At 50.1% G+C, this 21,547-nt stretch carries 21 protein-coding genes; 8 read left to right on the top strand and 13 right to left on the bottom strand.

Features of this window, described 5'->3' with window-relative positions; all coding sequences use genetic code 11:
* The first annotated feature begins 77 nt into the window (after positions 1-77).
* A complete protein-coding gene (locus PMI05_RS09925) occupies positions 78-725 on the top strand; it encodes a hypothetical protein (RefSeq protein ID WP_007720605.1) in 648 nt (215 codons plus the stop codon).
* Positions 726-780: 55 nt separating this feature from the next.
* On the opposite strand, the gene PMI05_RS09920 is transcribed toward PMI05_RS09925, so the two are convergent.
* Both PMI05_RS09920 and PMI05_RS09915 read right to left on the bottom strand, forming a co-directional pair.
* Positions 781-3,516, bottom strand: a complete 2,736-nt coding sequence (locus tag PMI05_RS09920; protein WP_007720603.1) for a DUF4855 domain-containing protein — start codon at positions 3,514-3,516, stop codon at positions 781-783.
* Between the two features lie 36 nt (positions 3,517-3,552).
* A complete protein-coding gene (locus tag PMI05_RS09915) occupies positions 3,553-4,710 on the bottom strand; it encodes a class I SAM-dependent RNA methyltransferase (protein ID WP_007720599.1) in 1,158 nt (385 codons plus the stop codon).
* Positions 4,711-4,915: 205 nt separating this feature from the next.
* On the opposite strand from PMI05_RS09915, the gene PMI05_RS09910 reads away from it, so the two are divergent.
* Positions 4,916-5,722, top strand: a complete 807-nt coding sequence (locus tag PMI05_RS09910; RefSeq protein ID WP_007720596.1) for an Fpg/Nei family DNA glycosylase — start codon at positions 4,916-4,918, stop codon at positions 5,720-5,722.
* An 18-nt stretch (positions 5,723-5,740) separates the two neighbouring features.
* Here the strand turns inward: PMI05_RS09910 and PMI05_RS09905 are convergent, their stop codons facing one another.
* Positions 5,741-6,649 (bottom strand): GNAT family N-acetyltransferase, encoded by a 909-nt coding sequence (locus PMI05_RS09905; RefSeq protein WP_007720593.1) that lies wholly within the window; start codon positions 6,647-6,649, stop codon positions 5,741-5,743.
* Between the two features lie 143 nt (positions 6,650-6,792).
* Between PMI05_RS09905 and PMI05_RS09900 the strand changes: the two genes are divergently transcribed.
* Together PMI05_RS09900 and PMI05_RS09895 are read left to right on the top strand one after the other, a co-directional pair.
* Complete coding sequence (locus tag PMI05_RS09900) at positions 6,793-7,203, top strand: 2Fe-2S iron-sulfur cluster-binding protein (RefSeq protein ID WP_007720591.1); 411 nt, start codon at positions 6,793-6,795, stop codon at positions 7,201-7,203.
* Between the two features lie 33 nt (positions 7,204-7,236).
* Positions 7,237-7,878, top strand: a complete 642-nt coding sequence (locus PMI05_RS09895) for a thiamine diphosphokinase (RefSeq protein ID WP_007720588.1) — start codon at positions 7,237-7,239, stop codon at positions 7,876-7,878.
* Between the two features lie 79 nt (positions 7,879-7,957).
* Here the strand turns inward: PMI05_RS09895 and PMI05_RS09890 are convergent, their stop codons facing one another.
* Positions 7,958-8,647, bottom strand: a complete 690-nt coding sequence (locus PMI05_RS09890) for a uracil-DNA glycosylase (protein ID WP_007720586.1) — start codon at positions 8,645-8,647, stop codon at positions 7,958-7,960.
* A 223-nt stretch (positions 8,648-8,870) separates the two neighbouring features.
* Between PMI05_RS09890 and PMI05_RS09885 the strand changes: the two genes are divergently transcribed.
* From PMI05_RS09885 to PMI05_RS09875, 3 genes are all read left to right on the top strand, one after another.
* Complete coding sequence (locus PMI05_RS09885; RefSeq protein ID WP_007720585.1) at positions 8,871-9,386, top strand: stalk domain-containing protein; 516 nt, start codon at positions 8,871-8,873, stop codon at positions 9,384-9,386.
* 203 nt (positions 9,387-9,589) lie between these two features.
* A complete protein-coding gene (locus PMI05_RS09880; RefSeq protein ID WP_007720583.1) occupies positions 9,590-10,483 on the top strand; it encodes an arylamine N-acetyltransferase in 894 nt (297 codons plus the stop codon).
* Between the two features lie 76 nt (positions 10,484-10,559).
* On the top strand, positions 10,560-10,883 hold the full coding sequence (locus PMI05_RS09875; protein WP_007720582.1) for an antibiotic biosynthesis monooxygenase: 324 nt from the start codon (positions 10,560-10,562) through the stop codon (positions 10,881-10,883).
* A gap of 66 nt (positions 10,884-10,949) precedes the next feature.
* On the opposite strand, the gene PMI05_RS09870 is transcribed toward PMI05_RS09875, so the two are convergent.
* From PMI05_RS09870 to PMI05_RS09855, 4 genes are all read right to left on the bottom strand, one after another.
* A complete protein-coding gene (locus tag PMI05_RS09870) occupies positions 10,950-12,404 on the bottom strand; it encodes a sigma-54-dependent Fis family transcriptional regulator (RefSeq protein ID WP_007720578.1) in 1,455 nt (484 codons plus the stop codon).
* Positions 12,405-12,430: 26 nt separating this feature from the next.
* Positions 12,431-13,639: a PLP-dependent aspartate aminotransferase family protein gene (locus PMI05_RS09865; protein ID WP_007720575.1), complete on the bottom strand. Its 1,209-nt coding sequence runs from the start codon at positions 13,637-13,639 to the stop codon at positions 12,431-12,433.
* A gap of 221 nt (positions 13,640-13,860) precedes the next feature.
* A complete protein-coding gene (locus PMI05_RS09860; protein ID WP_007720572.1) occupies positions 13,861-15,582 on the bottom strand; it encodes a GMC family oxidoreductase in 1,722 nt (573 codons plus the stop codon).
* A gap of 15 nt (positions 15,583-15,597) precedes the next feature.
* A complete protein-coding gene (locus PMI05_RS09855; protein WP_052006422.1) occupies positions 15,598-16,347 on the bottom strand; it encodes a gluconate 2-dehydrogenase subunit 3 family protein in 750 nt (249 codons plus the stop codon).
* 147 nt (positions 16,348-16,494) lie between these two features.
* Here PMI05_RS09855 and PMI05_RS09850 point away from each other — a divergent pair, with 147 nt between their 5' ends.
* Positions 16,495-17,190, top strand: coding sequence for a hypothetical protein (locus PMI05_RS09850; protein ID WP_007720568.1), 696 nt, complete (start codon positions 16,495-16,497; stop codon positions 17,188-17,190).
* Between the two features lie 39 nt (positions 17,191-17,229).
* Here the strand turns inward: PMI05_RS09850 and PMI05_RS09845 are convergent, their stop codons facing one another.
* From PMI05_RS09845 to PMI05_RS09825, 5 genes are all read right to left on the bottom strand, one after another.
* Positions 17,230-18,078, bottom strand: a complete 849-nt coding sequence (locus PMI05_RS09845) for an alpha/beta fold hydrolase (RefSeq protein WP_007720556.1) — start codon at positions 18,076-18,078, stop codon at positions 17,230-17,232.
* Positions 18,079-18,094: 16 nt separating this feature from the next.
* Positions 18,095-18,883: an energy-coupling factor transporter transmembrane component T gene (locus PMI05_RS09840; RefSeq protein ID WP_007720552.1), complete on the bottom strand. Its 789-nt coding sequence runs from the start codon at positions 18,881-18,883 to the stop codon at positions 18,095-18,097.
* Between the two features lies 1 nt (position 18,884).
* Positions 18,885-19,700, bottom strand: a complete 816-nt coding sequence (locus PMI05_RS09835; protein ID WP_007720549.1) for an energy-coupling factor ABC transporter ATP-binding protein — start codon at positions 19,698-19,700, stop codon at positions 18,885-18,887.
* A gap of 125 nt (positions 19,701-19,825) precedes the next feature.
* A complete protein-coding gene (locus PMI05_RS09830; protein ID WP_007720546.1) occupies positions 19,826-20,722 on the bottom strand; it encodes an energy-coupling factor ABC transporter ATP-binding protein in 897 nt (298 codons plus the stop codon).
* Positions 20,719-21,324: a QueT transporter family protein gene (locus PMI05_RS09825; RefSeq protein WP_007720543.1), complete on the bottom strand. Its 606-nt coding sequence runs from the start codon at positions 21,322-21,324 to the stop codon at positions 20,719-20,721. The genes PMI05_RS09830 and PMI05_RS09825 overlap by 4 nt, the downstream gene beginning before the upstream one ends.
* Positions 21,325-21,547 lie beyond the last annotated feature (223 nt).

Below are 21,547 nucleotides of genomic sequence, written 5' to 3'. Positions count from 1 at the left end.
TAGAGCATGTCCGTTCTACCAAATCCCCTCCTCTCATATAAATGGGTCATAGATAGCTTGACCAGGAGGGGATCGTCATGAACCAGCCGAATGCCTTTGCAGCATTTAGAGAACATCGAGGAGTCGTCTACCGAACTTCTACCTATCTTCAATGGGGACCGAATTCAGAGGGCCATCGTTCTCTTGGGAGCTGTCTCTTATTGAACCCTGGTAGTGCAAAGCTTTTTCGTGAAAGACCTGCATCCGGTCATAGCGTCATGGGTCAAACCACACTCGATCCCACCATGCGACAATTGATCCGGTTGGTGGAGGCGATCTACGGAAAACGGGCATTGGCAGGCAGATTTCATATTTACAACCTGTTTTCCGTCCAAAATGCTGCTGCCGTGAGTGCCATTTCTCATTTCGAGCAACTCATTCACGAGAAAGAGACAACGCTCGAGGCTCAGCTCGTATCTACGCAGGAACTGCAAAAGCATCCGTGGCTCCTGCTCGGTTGGGGGCTTTCACACCACCATTCCTGGCAGCATTTTTCTTCACTCAAGAAACTGTGGAAACAACGGATCGCAGCAGCAGGGGTACCGACTTTTGGCAAGCCCTGCCCCAAAGGAATCAATTACTACCATCCCAGTCCCCCTCTACATGCGACGAAAGAAATGATCGTGGAGGAACTGGTGGAGATCTATCGGAAAACGATTGAGCGAAAATCTGCCCATCCTATTTAGATAAAAAAAAGAGTCTGTCTCCCCACAAAGCGGGAAACAGACTCTTTTCCATTCACTACGGCATCTCGCTGCCCTCGAAAAATTCCGTTCTGTCAAAACGACCGCGCATCCATTTGTACGTATCATCATAGATGGCGCGTTTGACAGGGTCTGTGCTCTTGACAGACTCTAGCAATGTCTTGGAGCCGAAGTAGTAAGCGTGTACGTTGTCTTTATCCATCCCCAGCTTGTGGGTGGCAACTAACTGATTGTAGTAGGTCTGATAGAACTTCGGATCATTGTACATCTTCCAGTCGCCCTCGATCTCGATGTCCATGTCGTACTTGTTGACGACGTCCAGTACCCCTTGAATACGGTCAATTCCTACCGGCTTGTCGCTGTAATAGCTCGGCTGCAGGAATGCCTTATCGAAATAAAGAGATTTCCACTCGGACACTCCCGGTGCACCGAAATACGGAATCCAATAGTAGCGCAACGCCTCGTCATGCACCATGCTACCCATGTCACGAATTAGCTGGCGTTCTTTCGGTGCGCCATCCTCCACCAGTTCATGGAACCAATAGATTCCTTCCAGCTTCAGATAAGCGTATCCTTCCTTGTTCCAGCGCTTCATGAGCTCCTGGAAGTACCATTCCAACGCAGCTTTGCGATTCAAATACGCTTGCTCTTCCCCAATTCCTGCAGGGTTAAAGGAGAGGGATGGTTTCTTTTCATCCAGCTGACCAAAATTGGTCTGATTAGCATTTGGATACGGCAGTGCCAACACGACATTTTCCTGCGTCGGTGTCGTATACAGCGTTCCGCGCAGGCGGTTGTACTCCCGCATTGCCTGGTTGAGAGCGTCTAGCTGCTTGTTCGAGCCGAACAAATCATTCATGTACTTTGTCCAGCTTTCCTTCGTAGCAGGAATGGTCTGGTACGGCAAGAACAGAATCGTGTCAAACATCTGGTCACGCATATAACCATCTACGGTGCGGTAGCCAACCATCGGGAGGAAATCCTCTTTGGTCCATGTCCCGAGTTCGCCATGCTCTCCGCTATAAGCGAGCAGCATATTTTCCACACGACGCCCTGCTTGTTTAGCCTCTTCTAGCTTCGCCGGGTTTGGTGGCGGCAGCAAGACAGCGCCATTGTTCCACTCGCTATCCGTTTTTGCCCATACCTCCAGCTGGCGAGCGAACGTAAATACTTTCACCGGGAAGGATACCCGGACATAGCGAGTGTTGACGTCAGGCAAGGTCACGCTCAATGTGCGTGTAACCAGCTTGTCCTCTTTAGCGGAAACATCGTGAACGGCTCTTCCCGCATATGACCACACTTTCCCGTCGCGAGATACCTCGACTTCCATGTATTCTGGCATCGTGATGCCCGAAGTCTTCTGCTGCTTAAACGTCAGCGCAACTCTCTCCAATGGCTTCGCCTCGTCGAGCTCAACGGTCACCTTGCGCCCAAACTGACGGTGGTATCCCGTCCAGTCTTCTGTAGGCGTAACAAGCCCCCCTACTGGACCCGGATACTGCTTCTCCAGCTCTTGGAAATACGAGTCTGGCGCTCCAAATGTAGTAACCGCTGTAAAACTGCCTGGTGCGATATTGACCAGTTCGTCCTTCTTTGCTGGCTCCTCCGACTCTTCCTTTGGATCAGCAGGCTTCGTTGCATCCGTTTCTGTTGTTCCTTTGTCTGCGTCTGGTTTTTCTCCCTCTACTACCGTCTTGCTTTCATCGACTTTCGTTGTCGAATCATTGGAGGAAATCACCGGTGCAGTCTTTGGCGTGTCCTCTGCCTTTTCGACAGCTGGCTTACCGTCGTCCTTGATCTCAACCGGAATCGTCGTCGTTTTGTAGCCAACTGTCACCGTGAGATTGCCTTTTCCCGCAGTGGGGCCAGCAACAAAGGTTCCGTCAGCTAAAATGGTTCCCAGCTCGGGACGATCAAAAGCGAAAATAGGTGTAAACGGCAGCTCATCTCCGCTGATACTGCCTACCTTCAAGCGTTGGCTCGTGCCAGCAGCCAAACTCAGCCGCTCTACATCTACCTTGTATTTCACCTGTTCTGCTTGCTGGTAGCGTGCATCCAAGACGCGCTCAGCGATCACAGCAGCCTCCGCACGCGTGACGGTTCCTGACGGATTAAACTTGCCGCCTGCACCTTGCATCCAGCGCTGATTCGTTACTTCTTCCACGGCCGTTTTGGCGTAGTCTGCGATTTCTTCTTCATCGCTGTATGCAACAGGAGTCTGACCTGCCACTTTGGTCACAGAGCCCTCTTTCATCAAGCGAGACAGCATAACAGCCAGCTCTTGTCGTGTAAGCGGGTCTAGAGCACCCATGGCATGCTCACTTCTGCCGTTCATCACACCCAACTCAGAGAGTCCATATACGTACGGTGCATAAGGACTTTCCAATGGCACATCTTCAAAAGCCGCATCCTCAATTTCTGTCGGTTGAAGACCGATTACTTTTGTTAAAAGCACCGCAATATCCTGTCGAGAAATCGTGTTTTGTGGGTTGAAACGGTTTTCTCCCTGACCACTGATCATATGAAGGGCTGCAAGTCTGTTTACGGCTTTACTGGCGTAGCTGTTGCCCAAATCCGTAAACTCCGTGTGCGCTTCTTCTTGTTTTTTGAACTGATCTTCCAGCTTCTTGGTCTCTTCTGCTGGTTTCCCGCTCTCCACCGCCGGTTTCTCTGGTTCTGTCGCAGCATGAGTCAACGGCGTGCTTTGGACCAGTAATGTAGTTGCTGCCAATAGCGCAGCCAGCATTCTGCTCCCGAATCGTTTCTTGCTCATTGCATTTTCTCCTCCAATTATGCCCCTTCTTTATGTTTATTCGGTCGGGGTAACCATTGGCCCGCGCGGCGGTCTAGGTCCGAAAAACTGATAGTAATCTACCTTGATATTTCCGTTGTAGAGCTTGCGCTTTTTGCTTGCTGTACGACCAAAATGCTCCTCAAACTGTTCGTCGGAAGTAATAACGTAGAATGACCACGTATCCATGGCAGCAAAGGTTTTCCCCATTTCGCCATACATCTTGGCAACCTGCTTCCATTCTCCCAAGCGCTCCCCATAAGGTGGGTTGCAAATCAAGTAGCCGTACTTGCGCTTGGTTCGCACATCCCGCACATCCATGCGCTGAAAATGAATCAGGTCATCTACACCAGCCTCAGTCGCATTGTGGCGGGCAATTTTCAGGATCTCGTCATCCATATCTGTCCCGATAATCTCCAGCTTTTGATCATAGCGCGCCAAATCATGCGTTTCTGCGCGAGCTTCACGCCAAGCTGTTTTCGGAATGATAGGCCACGTCTCAGAAACGAATTCCCGGTTCATCCCCGGAGCGATGTTTTGTCCAATCAACGCTGCCTCAATCGGAAGTGTACCCGATCCACAGAATGGATCCATGAATACCCGATCAGGCTTCCAGCGAGACAGCATAATCATCGCCGCAGCCATGGTTTCCTTCAGTGGCGCTTGTCCGATCAATTCCCGGTAGCCGCGCTTGTGCAGGCCCGGTCCTGACGTATCAATCGTCAGTGTCGCCACATCCTTGAGAAGTGCTACCTCGATCTTGTACAGCGGCCCTTGCTCATCGAACCACTCGCGCTTGTAGGTCTTTTTCAGACTTTCTACGACTGCTTTTTTCACGATGGCTTGGCAATCCGACACACTGAACAAGGTAGATTTGACCGATTTCCCTTCCACAGGAAACGTCCCATCCTCTGTGATCCAATCAGCCCACGGCAGCGCTTTTGTCTTTTCAAACAGCTCGTCAAACGTAGTCGCTTTAAACTCCCCTATCTTTAGACGCACGCGGTCGGCAGTTCGTAACCACAAATTTGTGCGGGGAATCGCAGAAATATCTGCGGTGAACGTTACCTTTCCATTTTCTACCTGTACCGGTCCGTAACCGAGGGACTTTACCTCTTCTGCTACTACTGATTCCAAACCAAAAGTCGCCGTAGCGATCAATTCTACTTTTTGCATATGTAATCTCCTGTCCGTCCAATAATCCTTCGGGCAATGCCCTCATCCTACTACCTTACATATTATATTACCCCATTTCCTAATAGCTTTGGTAATCTTGTCTAAATTCAAAAGACCCATCACCGAAAAACAGTGACGGGTACGGCATGTGGATCATCCATATGGGAAATCCTACGAAAAACTTTGCTTACGGGAGGGAGTCAGCGTGCCAGAATTACCTGAGATGGAGACCTATCGCCGACTGCTACAGGAGAAAATCGGTGGCGGAACGATTACAGCCTCACACGTTCAGCGGGAAAAAACGATTAATCTCCCGCCTACGGAATTTGCTCGTCTTTTGCAAGACAATCGCCTGACACTTGTCGACCGACGTGGCAAGCATCTGCTCTTCCATCTGGAAAGTGGACATGTCCTGCTGCTTCACCTAATGCTCGGCGGCTTTGTATACCTGGGCTCTGCGGAAGACAAGCTAAAGCGAACCGCCCAAGTGACTCTTGCCTTTGGAGAACGTATTTTATATTTTCACGGCCTCCGTTTGGGATACCTGCATTTACTCACCAACGTTCAGATAGACGAAAGACTGGCTCCTCTTGGGCCTGAGCCATTGGACCCACTGTTTACCTTTACCCGATTTACGAAGCTGCTCGCTGACAAGCGCAGCGTCCTCAAAACAGCATTAGTCAATCAGCATTGGCTCGCGGGCATCGGCAACTGCTATGCGGACGAAATCTGCTTTCATGCTGCCATCCTGCCTACCCGGACGATCCCGACGCTTTCTTTCGAGGAACAAAAACGACTGTATCATTCCATGCAAACCGTGCTCAAAGAAGCCATTCGATTCGGTGGTTACATGCAGCCGCTCTTTTCCGGCGATTCCCTGACAGGTGGCTTCGATGAGCGCTGCCAGGTGTACGATCGCGGTGGAGAGCCTTGCCCGCGCTGTGGACAGCCTATCGAAAAGAGTGAGCTCTCCTCCCGCAAAGTATTCGCCTGCACGAACTGCCAGCATTGACAGAAGCGTATTTACTCCCTAGACGACAGGAGTTTTTGCGGCTTCCATCTGCTTGATCATAAACACCTGCTCTGTCTCGGAAGGACTGAATCCCGCCGCTTGCAGTATTTCGACAAGCAAGGTATCAGCCGCTCGCAAATTAAACGTAGAACGGCGGCAATCTTGCTCAAGTGGCCCATACACATGCACGAGTGCGGTTTTCAAAATGTCTTGTGCATCAGGATGCTCTGGCTGTGCTACACATTGACGCAGCACGATCCCACTCACTTTGCCTTCTTCGTTTACCGAGCACTTGTACATCGCATAGCCGACCGCCTGACCCTCTCTGTCTTCTACGAGCAGAGCCTGCGCATCTCGCAAGTTCAGCCAGTAATTCTGCCACGGGACATCGGTCACGTAAAACGGCACCAAGGCAGCTTCCTGGGCCAAAATGCGCCGAACCCGATAATCAGCCTGCACATTTGTCTGAAAGGCATTCTCCGCAAGCGGTCCACTCTGCTGCAAAAACAACAAACGATCCACAACGTCATAGCCTTTTTGCTCATACAAGGCAATCGCTTTAGTATTTTGACTCAATGCCTCCAAGGTAGCTACTTCCACCCCAGCTTCCCGGTACAAATCCAATGTCGCCTCAATCAGTTGCTTCCCTACTCCTTGTCGACGATATTCCGTGGCGACACCCGTTCCACCATTCCACGCGATTTTTTTCCCTGCAACGGTCCTCATCCCGCTGGCCACTAAGCCAATCGGCTCCATGCCGTCAAAGGCAACCACAGACAGGGACAGCACGTATCCCTCGCCCCCCAGTCGCTGGACAAGCATTTCTTCTGTCATCGTAAACTCGATAAAATAGCCTTCAAATCCTCGGTTCCACGCTTTGGTCACTTCTGCAAAGGTACAGTCGCTCATCCGTTTGATGGTAATCATGGTATCACCTTCCTGGTTTTTGATAAAATTATTTTAATCGATAAAATCTAAAAATTCAATCATCTCAAGACACTTTCTCTAGCTTTGTCACCCACACGCCTGACATGGTAATATGAAAAAAATCACTTACTCGGGAGGTTCCTATGCGCAAACAGCTTACTGTCGGCTCGCTCATTCCTGGACGATCTGACGTACAGATGTCGAGTCCAGCTCCCGTTCCCGTGCATACGCATACGTCGTTGAAAAAAACAGAAATGAGCCCGGCTCGCCCCAAATCTGAGCAGAAGCACGTACAGGTGAAGCAACGCTCACAAACGATGCCAGTCCGGTACACTCCCTCTCAGACATTATTACAAGCTGCGCTCATGCAAGATCAACCCATCGCGTACAAATGCCAACAAGGGCATTGCGGCAAGTGCAGTGTACAGATCGTAGCTGGTGCATCCTTACTCGACACCCCAACCGGACAGGAAAAAGCAAAGCTGGGAGAAAAACTCGCTACAGGCTATCGCCTCGCTTGTCAGAGCACATTTCGATCTTCGATTCCTACATAGAGGATATTTATAAAAGAAAAAGGTGACCGTAGCATGAATCCTACACGCATCCTACTATTCGCTGGGGGCAATCTGGGCAACTGGGCGATCCAAGAGATTTGTGAAAATGATTGGCTCGTCGGCGTTGACAGAGGTTCCTTATTCCTCGTTCGCAACGGTCTTGTGCCAAAATTGTCGATCGGGGACTTTGATTCTGTCAGCACCGAGGAAATGGCAGAAATCGAAAGCCACAGTATGCACGTCTCCTCCTGCGATCCCATTATGAAAGATTTAACCGATACAGAGATGGCCCTTACTTGGGCAATCGAGCAACAGCCCGCGGAAATTGTGCTGCTCGGTGTGCTCGGCTCTCGTTTTGACCATATGCTGGCAAACGTACACTTACTGAACAAAGCATTGCAGACGGGCACCAACTGCCGCATCCTCGATGAGACCAATGAAATACGTCTGATTGACCGCCATAGCACGATAGAGCAAAATCATTTTGATCACATCTCCCTGCTGCCTTTTACACCAGAAGTCACAGGGATTACCTTAACCGGATTCCTCTATCCGTTGAAGGACGCTACCCTGCGGATCGGTGACACGCTTGGCATCAGCAATCTGCTAACGGAACAGACTGGAACAATCACGATTCAAACGGGCAAGCTGCTCGTTGTCAAAAGCAAAGACTAATCGCTAGAAAAAGAAAGGATCTCCTTTGCATGCTGCAAAACAATGGAGATCCTTTTCCTTTTACCTGCACAAATACAGGCTACTCTTCCTCTACCTGCATCGGCAACTGCCAATCAATCTCTTGAAGACCGCGCGAACGCAAAAACTCATTGGTCCGCGAAAAAGGACGGCTGCCAAAAAAGCCGCGATTCGCCGAAAATGGGCTCGGATGCGGGGAGGCGATGACGAAATGCTTGTCTCGATCAATGAATGCCGCCTTCTCCTGCGCATGCTTTCCCCACAGGATGAATACGAGTGGAGTCTCCCGGTCGTTCAACAAATGAATAATTCGATCTGTAAACGTCTCCCACCCAATGTCCTTGTGCGAGTTCGGGGTGCCGCGACGAACCGTCAGAACGGTGTTCAGCATCATGACGCCTTGTTTTGCCCAATGGTTCAGGTAACCATGCTGGGGAATTTCAAAACCGACATCGCTTTTCAACTCTTTGTAAATGTTGACCAAAGACGGAGGCGGCTTGATTCCCGGCTTGACGGAAAAGCTCAATCCATGTGCTTGTCCCGGTCCGTGATACGGGTCTTGCCCCAAAATCACAACCTTTGCATTCTGATAGTCAGTCAGGTGCAGCGCTGTGAATATATGAAACATATCTGGGTAAATTGTCTGCGTCTGATACTCTTCCTTCAACGTCTGACGAAGCTTTACATAATAGGGCTTCTCGAACTCATCGGCCAATACGGGGGCCCAGTCATTTTGCAATATGGTAGTCATGTTCCTCACCTTGTCCGCTGTTTTTTTCTACCTTACCACAAACCGTCCAATCACTGAACCACTGATTCGAGAACTAGGACCATTCTGATTTAGTCCTATCTTTCTCAAGATTCCTAGTCTTTGTTTCCTAGTACCCTCGTTTGATAGCTTTTCTCCTATGATCTTTGACATAATGATTGCTGGGAAGATTTAGAGAAAAGAGAAAGGGAGAGGGTTTCACATCATGAAATGGGACATCAAGTCATTTTTGGGGGGCATTGTTGTAGGTTCGGTGCTCTTTTCCGGAATTGCAATTGCAGCACCCGCTTTTCCAGACGCGGAAGAAGGCATGAAAACACCGTTCACCTACTACTTTGACGGGTTGCCGAAATCACCAAGCAGCGACGTACAAGGCATCATGTACAAAAACTCCGTCTATGTGCCAATCCGCTTCGTAGCAGAGAACCTGAACAAGCCGGTCATTTACGACGCGAGAACCAAATCGATTTTCATTGGTAAAATTCCAACAGCAAAAATGTACTCCAAAATGGAAGCGATCGAGCTGGTGAAAAAGAAATTCGCTGGCAAACTCTCGCCGACACATGTAGTCGAGTACGCTCACGACGACGAAAAAGGTCACTATGTCATTCAGGTGTACCAAACAGTCGTAAACAACTTCCAATCTGGCGACAGCTACACCAGTACGTATGGCTGGTTCGTAGTGAACCCGAATTCCGGGGAAATTAAGTCGTTGTTATAATTTCTTCTGCACTTATCTATTCGTACGAAAAAGACAGCGGACTAGGGACCCGCTAGCACCGGAGGATATCCTTCCGGTGCCTTTTTTGTTTTCTGGAAAAATTTAGGTTGATTACCATTTGTTCCATGTGATACGATCTCCCTACCGACACTTAACAGACATTTTCATTTACTATTTATTTTATGTAAGGAGTGAACTTGTTTATGTCTACCTTACCGAACTGGGCGAGTTTATACCTTCAACGTCTACAGCTAGACCGCAAGTCCCCTAACCTCTCTTATCTCAGTGAGCTCTGTCGCGCGCATCTACAGACCTTCCCTTATGAAAATGTAAGCAAGCTGCTCTTCTTCCGTGACGGAAAACATGTGGCACCGACCCCTGAGGAATATGTGCACAATGCGATCCACCATCATTTTGGCGGCACATGCTATACCACCAATCACAGCTTTCTCGCGCTACTTCGCTCCCTTGGCTTCTTCGGTCACCTCATCTTGCCAGGCGGTGGACATACTGCCATCCTGATCGACGGTCCGAACACAGGAGAGACACCCGTCTATGTGGATACGGGGGCTACCGCTCCTATCTTTGAGCCGATTCATTTTCTGGAAGACGGGAACCATTCCAGGCCTTTTGGCACTGTTTCGATGGATTTGACCAAAAGTCCCGATCATCCTGAACACTATCGCTTTACGCGGTATGAAAACGGAAAAGTGGCAATTCCTCCGTGGGATTTTCATCCGAATGAACGAAAGGAACTGTCCGACTTGTCGGAAGTCATCCGCTCCTCTTTTTTACCAGACGCCTTCTTTTTGAATCGACTTCACATACATCGTTTTCAGCTGGAGCAAGATCGCTTCGTGGCCCTGAAAAACAACACTCTCCACATCGGTTATTCAGATGGCACAGACCAGATCACCCCCCTCCACACTGTCTCTGATATAGAAGCTGCCGTAGCCGATGAAATGCAATTGCCACTTCTCCCTGTTCGCGAGGCGGTAGAAATCCTGCTCGAACGTGGTATTGATATTTTCACTGCTCCCAAAAAAGAAGAAGTCCCACTTGAAAACGAAGCTCTCGATCGTCCTACCATTTGCTAATATTTGGTTGACAATGATAATATTTCTCAATAATATGGAAAAGTAGGGAAATGGTATATAAGGAGTGTCGCACTTCATGATGATGGAAATAAAAACATACGTCGTCCAGGAAGGTCATTCTGACAAAATTATACAAGGCTTTAGCGAGCCTGGTGCTGTTGAGAAGGCTCCTGGTTTTGTAGATTTGAGCGTGCTGGTACAGAAGCCACGCAAAGGTGAAGAAGAAGTGGTCGTCATAATCCGCTGGGAATCAAAAGAAGCGTGGAAGCAGTGGGAGCTGAGTGATGTTCATCTGGCAGGTCACCGCGAAGCGCGCGAAGAAAAAACTCCTGAGTGGTACATTAGCGGCAATACCGGCCATTACGAGCTGAAAGCGAAAAAAGAACCGCAGCCTTCGTAAATACAATCAAACCAGCCCGGACCTCGGAAAACTCCGATCAATCCAGGCTGGTTTTTTATTTTCCCTCTATCCTTTTTCCAATCCGTACTTCTCCATCTTGCGGTACAAGGTCGACAAGCTGATTTGCAGCTCATTGGCAATCGCGGCTTTGTCCTGGCCAAACTTGCTTGCATGCAAGTAACGCTGGAGAATGGAGCGTTCATATTCTGCCACCAGCTTTTCCAATCCCAAATCGCTGCCTACTGTCGCCGGTTCATCCTCGAACAGCAGATACTCAGGAAGCTCTTCGTTGCCGATGACTTGCCCCTCCGCCATGTTGACCATATACTCGACGGCATTTTCCAGCTGACGAATATTTCCCGGCCACTCGTATGTCTGTAGTCGTTGGACGAGTTGAGCTTCGAGCTCCAGCCTGCCTTTTTGCAGCAACGTCCCGTACCGGTACAGAAAATGCTGTAGGTAAAGCGCAATATCCTCCGTGCGTTCACGCAACGGCTTTAACCGCAGGGGGATGACGTTGAGTCGATAATACAAATCCTCGCGAAATGTCCCTTCCCTGACCATGCTCTCCAAATCTCTGTGTGTAGCCGCAATGACACGTACATCGACGCCCAGCGTTTTTACGCCGCCTACCCGATCTACTGTTTTCTCCTGTAGGACGCGCAGCAGCTTGGGCTGGAGGGACAACGGAATATCGCCTACTTCATCCAGAAAAATCGTTCCCTTGTGGGCCAATTCAAATTTCCCCGGCTTCCCTTCGCGTCTAGAGCCCGTGAATGCACCGCCTTCGTACCCGAACAACTCGCTTTCTAACAAGGTCTCGGGAATCGCCGCGCAATTGACTGCCACAAATGGCTGTCTGCTGCGCCCACTCTCGCAGTGAATGGCTTTTGCCAACAGCTCCTTGCCCGTTCCGCTCTCCCCTCGGATCAAAACAGTAGAAATGCTGTTCGTCACTTTTTTCGCTTTGGCAATCACATCGCGCAAGCCTGATTCTGCCCCAATTAGCTGGGCGAAATACACCGGATGAACCGAGGCCTGCGGCATTTCCTCTTGAATGTTACAGCTCTTCTCCCGCTCCGCATCCAGCTCTAGCAGCTTGTGCTCAATCAAGGAGCTCGTATGCTGCAAAAACGGCATCCATTTTTCCGAATGGTGCAGCATTTTTTCTTTTTGCTCGGGGGAAAAGCCGATAATTCCGATGACCCCTACCGTCTTCTCCCGTTTGTGCACCGGAAATCCAATCGTCGCCAGCTCTCGGCATTGCTGCAAAAACTTGCAATTGCCGCACTCCGACTCGTTCTTTTTCATGTCAAAAATCATTCCCGGCTGTCCGGTTTGCAGGATCATTCGGAAAAACGATCCCTCCGGGGCAGGCAATCCAATCAACTCCTGATAGTAGCCGGTTCCGCTCACACGTATCCCTTGTTCATCCAGGATGGTGACATCGAGTCCCAGTACCTTGGAAATATTGTCGGCGTACGATTGAATGAATTCCTCGATCCGGGAAAACTCTGTCATGCCCAATCCTCCAGTTTCACGTTCCTTTATCCCCTGGACGCTGCCGCCATTGGTAGACTAGCTAGCGCCTGCTCCAAATCCGCGATGATATCCTCCACATCCTCCAAGCCAGTCGATAAGCGAATCAGACCGTCCGTAATGTTGAACTTGATCCGCTCAGAGGCAGGAATCGAGGAATGTGTCATCGAGGCAGGATGCTGTACCAGTGTCTCGGGATCTCCTAAACTAAACGATATCATAGCCAAGTGCAGACCGTTAATGAAAGATTTGGCTGACTCATAGCCGCCTTTTACTTCAAAAGAAACGATCCCGCCCATTCCGGCCATTTGCCGTTTGGCCAGCTCATGCTGTGGATGTGAAGGTAGACCAGGGTAGTAGACATGCGAGATTGCAGGGTGCTGCGCCAAAAACTCCGCCACTGCCTGCGCGTTTTTCCCATGCTGTCTGACACGCAAGCCGAGTGTTTTCATCCCACGCAAGATCAAGAAAGCATCCCAAGCATTCAAATTTTGTCCCAAGTCTCCCATGACGTTTTTGCGCATGAATTGGATATGTTCCTGCTTCCCGACGATGAAGCCCGCGATGACATCGCCATGTCCGTTCAAATATTTGGTAGCGCTATGCACGACGACATCCGCCCCTAGCTCAAGCGGTCGCTGCAAATACGGCGTTAAGAAGGTGTTGTCGACGATTACCACAATGCCATGTGCGTGCGCCAAACGTGACAACGCCGAGATATCTAAAACAGTCAGACACGGGTTCGAGGGTGTTTCGATGTACAGGACTTTGGTGTTCGGCAAAAAAGCTCTCTCGACTGCCTGCAAATCGGTGCAATCGACGAAGTCTGTCGCAATGCCATACCGCGGGGCCATCGTAGTAAGAAACTTGTAGCTCCCTCCGTACACATCTCGCGTACACACGACATGATCACCCTGCTTCAAAAAGGCGAGCAAAGCTCCCGAAATAGCTGCCATCCCACTGCTTACGCCCAAGGCAGCTTCGCCATTTTCCAATGCGGCGATTTTTTGCTCCAAGGTGGTAATGGTAGGGTTGCCGTATCTTCCGTAGTACGTTCCTTCTCGCTCGCCAGCCACGCACGCCGCTGCGGAATCTGCATCTGGAAACGCGTAGGCCACAGCGGGCACCACCGCGGATACGACTGCTCCTGTTTTTTGGCAAGGCGTTTGTGCGGTATGAATAATGGAGGTGTCCATCTTCCACTTGTTTGTCATCATTTCTCGTCTCTCCCTTTGGCTTTTGCTGTTACCAAAGCATGTAGCAAGGAACATGCCAAGGCGAGAAACCGCATCATTCCAGTGCTTTTTGCTTTTTGCGCTCATAGACATTCGCAATCTTGCAAATGAACTTTTTCAGATCCACGCAAAAAAAAGCCGTTAGTTGCCCCAACGACTTTTCGCATAATTGCAATTGTGTTTTGCATAACTAGAAAAACAGCTTATACGAGCATGCCGCCCGCGCTTTTCCTGTATTTCAAAATGCCTTCTGCTGCTCGATAGGAGAGAGCACCCATCGTTCCTGTCGGATTGTAGCCGCTATTGTGCGCAAAGGCAGAAGCACCGACGACAAATACGTTTTCCGCATCCCACATTTGCAAGTAGTTGTTAACTGCCGACGTATCTGGAGAGGCTCCCATGATAACGCCGCCTGTATTGTGAGTCGATTGATAGGGTGTGATATCGTAGGGCCCGAGCTTGCGGTTGATTTCGAGCTTCTCGTTCGCACCCATTTCCTTCACAATTTCCGCGCACTTATCTGCACAAAAAGCCGCCAGCTCCCTGTCCTGATCGACGAAATCATACGTAATGCGTATCAACGGATCACCAAATGCGTCCTTGTACGTCGGGTCCAGATCAAGGAAGTGCTGTCGAAATGGCATCGAAGCTCCTTGGGCGCCTACGGATATGAACCGATTCGTATATTTGATCGATGCAGCCTTGAAATCCTTGCCCCAGCTAGGAGTCCCCGGTGGTACCTTGTTCGTGCCGATTGGTCGAAAGCCGGTTTGTGTGACAGCAATATTCGCGCCATGGATAAATTTCAAATCGGCGTGATCGAAGTTATCACCGTTGTAGTCATCCAAACACATTCCCAACGATCCTGCGCCTGCAAAATTGTTAAACTCCTTGTCGTCGAAGAAGCCGACCGCGCCTCCTCTTATGACCTGGTAAGCGTAGTTTTTACCGATCACGCCTTTTCCCGTTGCTGGATCATACGGTTTCCCCAGCTTGGACATGAGCAAGAGTCGCGTGTTGTTGAATACATAGCTGGTCATCACCACAATATCGGCGGGCTGTTCGAATTCCTCCCCTGTCGTGACATCCGTATACAAGACGCCTGTCGCCTTGTTCCCTGTATGTAAAATTCTGCGGACATGGGAATGCGTGCGAATTTCAAACTTCCCTGTCTTCTTAGCCACCGGGATCACCGTCACCACTGGATCGGCTTTTGCTCCGTACTCGCAACCAAACCTTTCACAGAAGCCGCAGTACTGACAAGCTGCCCGTGCCACCCCGTCTGGATTGGTATACGCTTGCGAGAGATTTGCTGATGGAAGAATGTATGGATGCAAGTTTTTCTTTTTCGCCGCATCCGCAAACATTTTCATACTCGGTGTAGTACGCATCGGAGGTATCGGATACGGACTGGAGCGTTTCCCCCCCAACGGATTCTCCTCGCCTGCGATTCCCGCCATCTTTTCAAACTTATCGAAGTACGGCTCCAGTTGATCGTAGGTAATGCCCCAATCCTGGATCGTCATTCCATCTGGAATTTTCTTTGCTCCATACCGTTCAATCGTCTTGGAGTGAATTTCGAAATCATACGGTAGAAAGCGGAAGGTCTGTCCGTTCCAGTGGATACCAGATCCCCCGAGTCCTGTCCCGAGCAAAAAGGAACCGTATGACCGCATGGGAAGCGCACGAACGTTCGTTTGACTGCGGAACGTGATCGTTTCCTTGGACAAATCTTGCATCATCTCGTAACGAAGGGCGTAACGCAATTCGTCGTGTACCATGAAGTAGTCTTCGGTTTTGCGCTCCTTGCCTCGCTCTAGCCCCACTACGGTCAGACCTTGCTTGGTTAGCTCGGAAGCAATAATGCCTCCACCCCAGCCCACCCCCACGATCACAACGTCAACCTTGGGCAACTTTTTGGCCATGTGTACAGTCCTCCCTCAATGTTGATGATCCCGCAAGCTTAAGGGAGCCATCTTCACAAACTCAGGCTTATCGATCAGCTGTGTATACGCCATCTGATTACCTGGGAAATTCTTCATTTTCCAGCCATCCATATTTTTATTGCCTCCGTACAGAGGGTCTGCATATACGCCTTCGATCGTACTGGCCCGCAACATATTGAAAAAGGTGCTTGCCGAAATGGTCGTCAATTTTACTTCATCGGTTTCAAAAGCCTTTAATACAGCGTCCTGCTGTTCCGCCGGGAGCTCATAAAACCGTTTTCCGTGGGTACTGTTGCTGTAGTTGTTCATCTCTTGAAGGCCAATATCGAATATTTCCCTACGTTTCAACCTGCCTTGATAGCCCTGTGTGATCTCACCCGGAAAAAAGGGGGCTTGCATGTATTCTCGAGCATTAAAGCCCCAATCACCCGCTAGCTGGTGGTCAATGAAATAAGCTGCACCGAGTGCCTTCGCGCCCGGACCCAGCTCATCCTCAGGATAAATGCGCTCACAAGCGGCATCCGCCACCCTAAATTGCTCAGGCGTAAAAAACATGAGCGCCTGATTGTAATCGGCCGCAGCGGGCGGTGCTGCTGGCTGCGCCGGAGGTTCTGGTTTGCGGAGCAAGCTCCCTGCCACGCCACCTACGACTAAGCTACCGAGAACCAGGCCGGAGTTTTTCAAGAAGTTCCTTCGCGATACTGGCTGCTCCTTCACGTTGTTTGAATCTGCCAAATCTACCACCTCCAGTGATTTCCTTCCTTTGGTTTGTGCATTTTTTCCACAAGATAATCGTGATTAACAGAAATTTTTCCAACAAGCTCCACTCATAACTTCATGCCGCGAACAAAGGATAAGTATATCTAGGCAGGAAGACTTGGAGGGATCGTGATGAAGCACTTCCATACATGGGTAGGAACCGTAGGATTAGGGACTGTACTTTTCATGACAGCTTGTATGAATCAGGCTGCTCCGCCTACGAAGCCACATCCGCCAGCACGTACACAGTCCATTGCACAAGCCCCAAAAGGCGCAACGGTTATTCCAAGCGTGGATCGCGATAAGAAACTCACGACAAACGCGCACGGCCATACGTATAGCGGAATGGGCAATGCTCTCTACAGCTCCATGGGCAGCTCACACCTGCACACGGGTGGTCCTTCCACAAAGCTGGAAGCCCAACTGAAGGCAGCGGGCGTCCACGGCGTCCAGGCGTTGATTGTGAATGATGCCATCTACTTGGCCCCTTCTACTGCCAATGCACAATCGATCAATCAAATGGACCCGATGCAGTCCCATCTCATCAGCAATTACTCCGGTAGTTCCAGTCGAGGACATGATGCCGCCCATACAAAATCAGGGAGCGGAACCGCAGGGACATTGGGTACGAGCGATCATCAGAGCACATTCGCACAAGCACGCGCCCAAATCGAGCGTATCTATGGAACGGATACACCCGTAAAGGTCGTGAGTTCGAAAAAAGGCATCAAAGCGCTAGAAACGGTGAAAAAGCAAATGAAGGATCAGAAGAATCATCAAGCCATGGCAGAACAGTTGAACGTACTCATTCGTGAAGCAAAGCGGTAAACAAAGAAAAAGGGACAAGCATCCTCGCTTGTCCCTTCCTTATTTCGATAAAAAATCATGGATTTCGTTCACGGTCTCTTGCGGGTGCGTCACCATCAGCAAATGCAGTGCCTCCGGTATCATTTTCACCTTGGCCTGCTTTACCATTCTTTGATAGGTGGCAACTGCCTGTCGATGAAACTGCTGCTCTTCTTTTGACAATAAGCTGTCGTCAGCCAGCAGTAATAGCACGGGGCATGTTAGCTGTTGGAACAATTCCGGTTGGCAATGGATACTGTACTCTTGGAAATAGGCCGAGAACGCCTCCTTCGGCAAACGGTATCCGTAGCTTCCGTCTTCCTTTTTCACAAGCTCCTCTCGCATCCACCCCTCTGGCATCACGCTCGTACCATACCGCTCTGCGAACTGCCTTTCTGCTTCCTCTACGGAAGAAAACCGCGTGGTAGCCAGCCGCTCAACAACCTTCTCCCTATTGAACCCGGGCACTTCTCCCAAGGAATAATAGCCTCCATCCAGCAATACGAGCGAAGCTACTCGCTTGGGCTCGCGAATCGCAAGCATCTGGGCAGGCACAGCAGAAAAGGACGCTGCGACAATCGTTACTTGTTCGAGCTGTTCTTTCTCCAAGAGTTGAATCAAATCTGTTACGATTTGCTCAAACGAAAAGGAACCCTGGCTCACAGAATTCCCGTGACCACGGATATCTACCGCAATCACCCGATATCGCTCTGCTAATGCTGGCAGGATGGGCGCAAACAGTAGCTTGGTGTTGCGAATGCCATGCAAAAGCAGCAGTGCAGGTGCATGTGGCTTTCCTGTTACTCCGTACTCCAGCGTGCCCCCTACTACCTGCAAACGATTCACATGCGAAAACAATGCTTCGTTCATTTTGCCTGCCTCCTTACTAAATACGCCCCGGAATCAGCACGCCAATATGATCTGAATGTAGCCTGGCGATGTAAAACAGTGCTGCGACGATACATACACCAGCCACTAGTGTGAGTACTTCTGTTTTTTTCCACCGTTTGCTGCGGTAAAACCGATGCTGGCTGTTACGCATGCGAAAGCCTTTGGCATCCAATGCATTGGCGATCAGTTGCACACGCTTGAGTGAGTTGAAGATGAGCGGTACGAGCAAATAACTGTATTTCCTGATGCGTTCTGGAACATTCCCTTCGCTCGTCGACATCCCTCGTACCATCTGCGCTTCCCGAATGATCGCCAAATCATTTTTAACGAGGGGAATAAAGCGAAAAATGAGCGAGAGCAAATAGCTGATCGAAAACGGAACGCCAATCCCGCGAAGTCCCATCGCTATTTCTCTGGGCGAAGTTGTAAGCATATAGTACATCGACAATAACGCGACATTTGCCAGTCGAAGTCCCATTCCTAATGCCCATAAGACACCGATATCCGTGATTTGCACGGGATAGTGGATCAACGGAATGGTGCTGCTCCAGTACGGAGTGCCTACATTGGTAAAAGGGAGCCACGTAATCACAGCAAAGCACGAACCGATTCCACCAACCAATACATACGCCTTAATCATGGAGCGCTCCCAGCCCAGCTTGGCAATCAGTACGATTTTTATCGCCAACAGAACAATTAGCGCACGTGGGTCCTGGAATAAAAAAGGGAGCAAGCCCAGCAGCACGAATACAAGCAGCGTGTAGCTCGGATGGGCATTCTTCATCTTAATTCCCCTCTCCCAGCAGCTGTTTTATCATCGCTGTCAGCGTGAGTGGAATCGGATCATGGACATCCACTGCTTTCCCGAAACGATACATGGCAGGCGCTTCTACTTGGGCAGCAGCTAATACTTGCGGCTGCGAAAATACGTGCTGTGGGTCCCCGTCGCATAGCAGCTTTCCCTTATGCATAACGATCACTCGCTGGGCGTACTCCGCTACCAGACGCATATCATGCGTGATGACGATAATTGTATGGCCTTCCGCGTGCAAATGCCGCACCAACTCCATCATTTCTTGCATGCCACGGTAATCGAGACCGGTCGTAGGTTCGTCCAGCACGATCACTTGCGGCTTCATCGCCAAAATCGAAGCCACCGCAATCTTTTGCCGCGTGCCCTTGCTCGAAAAATGGGGCTCTTCGTCACCCTTGTCGGATAACCCCACTGCTGCCAACGCCTCCGCGACAGCTTGCTCTATTTTTTCAGGCGGCCAGCCCATGTTTTTGGGCCCAAATGCTACCTCCGCCTTTATGGTCGAATGAAAAATTTGATGATCAGGATTTTGATAGCAATACGCCACGATTCTCGATAGTTGGGCAACGTTCATCGTCTTGGTATCGAGACCATTCACTTTGACGGTACCCTGTGCCGGCTTGTATAGACCGTTACAATGCTTGGCCAACGTCGTTTTACCAGAACCATTTCCCCCGATGATCGCGACGAATTCTCCCTGCTTCAATTGGAGCGAAACGCCATGCAGCACCGACTTTTCCTTTTCATAGCCATACCAGACCTCATCGAACTCAATGACGACACTCACATGCTTCCCTCCCGAACGAGCTGTGCTTCCTGGTAGTGGTTGTTCAAAAAATCGTCTTTTGATCACGAAGCAACTCTAAATGCTTTGTCACATCGAAAGTGACGTTCACCTTCGATGTCCGGTGCTCATGTAGGTGCCCCTACACTCCGCTCCTCCCTCTTCAGCTTCTCGTCACTTTCTCGGTGCTGAAAAGTCGATTTTTTGAACTCGCAATTGTAGTGGAGTGCCAGCTCCTCAACAGTCAGAGGCACACCAGCAGAGGATGCCGACATGACGCCTTCCTGGCATAGCATGTGATAGAGTCGGATGACATCCGGGACCAATATGCCATGCTCGTCCAACACGTCCACTTGAGCAAAAAATTGGCGAGTCGGCAGGTCCAGAACGATTTTCCCCTCGGCAATCAGAATCATTCGATCGCAAAAGGCCGCAAGCTCTTCTGTCGCATGAGACGATACCACAATCGTCATTTCTTTTTCCTGCTTCAGCCGTGCAAGAAGCGAGAAAACCTCCCGCGCTCCCACAGGGTCCAGCTCGGAAGTAGGCTCATCCAAAATGAGCACCTGCGGACTGTGGGAAAGAGCGGATGCAATTGCCACCCGCTGCTTTTCTCCTCCCGATAGCTCAAGAGGTGAACGATCAGCAAAGCCGTTTAATCCGATCAGATCGAGCACCTCTGCCATTCTTTTTTCAATTCGCTCGTCCGACCACCCGGCATTCTCAAGCGAGAAGGCAAGCTCCTCTTCGACAGTCAGCCCGATGAACTGGGTTTCCGGGTCCTGAAAGACGATGCCTTGCTCCGTTGTGGAATCGACACTCCCCACGAAGTGTCCACCGTAGTTAGATGGAATCAGACCTGACATCGTCAATAGCAGCGTCGTTTTCCCTGCGGCAGCAGGCCCGACTACGCCGACTACTTCTCCTGGATACAGAGCCAGATGAATGTCCGTTAGCGCAGGCAGTGCTCCCTCTTCATAGTGCCAATAGACTCCGTTTACTCGCAGCAATGGTTCTGTTTTCACCTTGCGATCCTGCTTTCATTCCCGAGATAGTTGAATTCCTGCAAGGGACGGCCCCGATAAAGTCCAGAGCGCTTCACGAATGGGTACAACAGCTTCAAGAGGATTGGTCCCAGAATCGCCGTTGAAATGGCTTGGTTCAAGAACACGGTTGGAATGTACCATACCGCCACTTCTTTTGGTGTCAGACCCAGTGCCACGTTAATCAAAATCGCGCACGCTACCACAATCGAGCTGATCAAGACAACAAACACGATATATTGAAGGACACTTCGCTTTGTTTTTAGTGCAGGGTGACTCACAGCAAGCAACCCGATAAAGCCACCCATAAAATTAGAAAAGAAACCGACCGCGATCGCATGAGGCGGTGCGCTACCGGTTAATAAATCACTGACCATATTTCCAAAGGCAAGACCAATGCATCCCGGCAAGCCGAATAACATGCCAAATACGGGCTGAAGGGCATTGGCCGGACGAATCGGTACGGAAGGAATGAGCTTGATATTGGCAAGCATAATAATGGCAACAGCGTAGAGCGCGGCAGTGACGACAATCAGGACGTAATCTACTGTCGTCCATTTCCGCCGGAATAGAGTCGAAAACATCAGAATAAACCCTCCTTGTGTCAAGTGTTAATGTTTGGAATATTCCTGTAGCCAGTTTACTCTCTCTTTACTTGATCGTCTAGAAGAGGGTGGGTAAAACATCACATTGATCTGGCTGTAGTGGTGGGGAGGAAACAGGAGAAAACGCTCAGATTCTAGGGCCACCCCCTGGAGGATTGACTGCACGACTCCATGCAAAAAGCGAAACCGCGTCCAAAGTTGT

This window comes from Brevibacillus sp. BC25 (genome assembly GCF_000282075.1).
GTDB lineage: Bacteria > Bacillota > Bacilli > Brevibacillales > Brevibacillaceae > Brevibacillus.
This window is presented reverse-complemented; position numbering and strand designations above follow the sequence as displayed.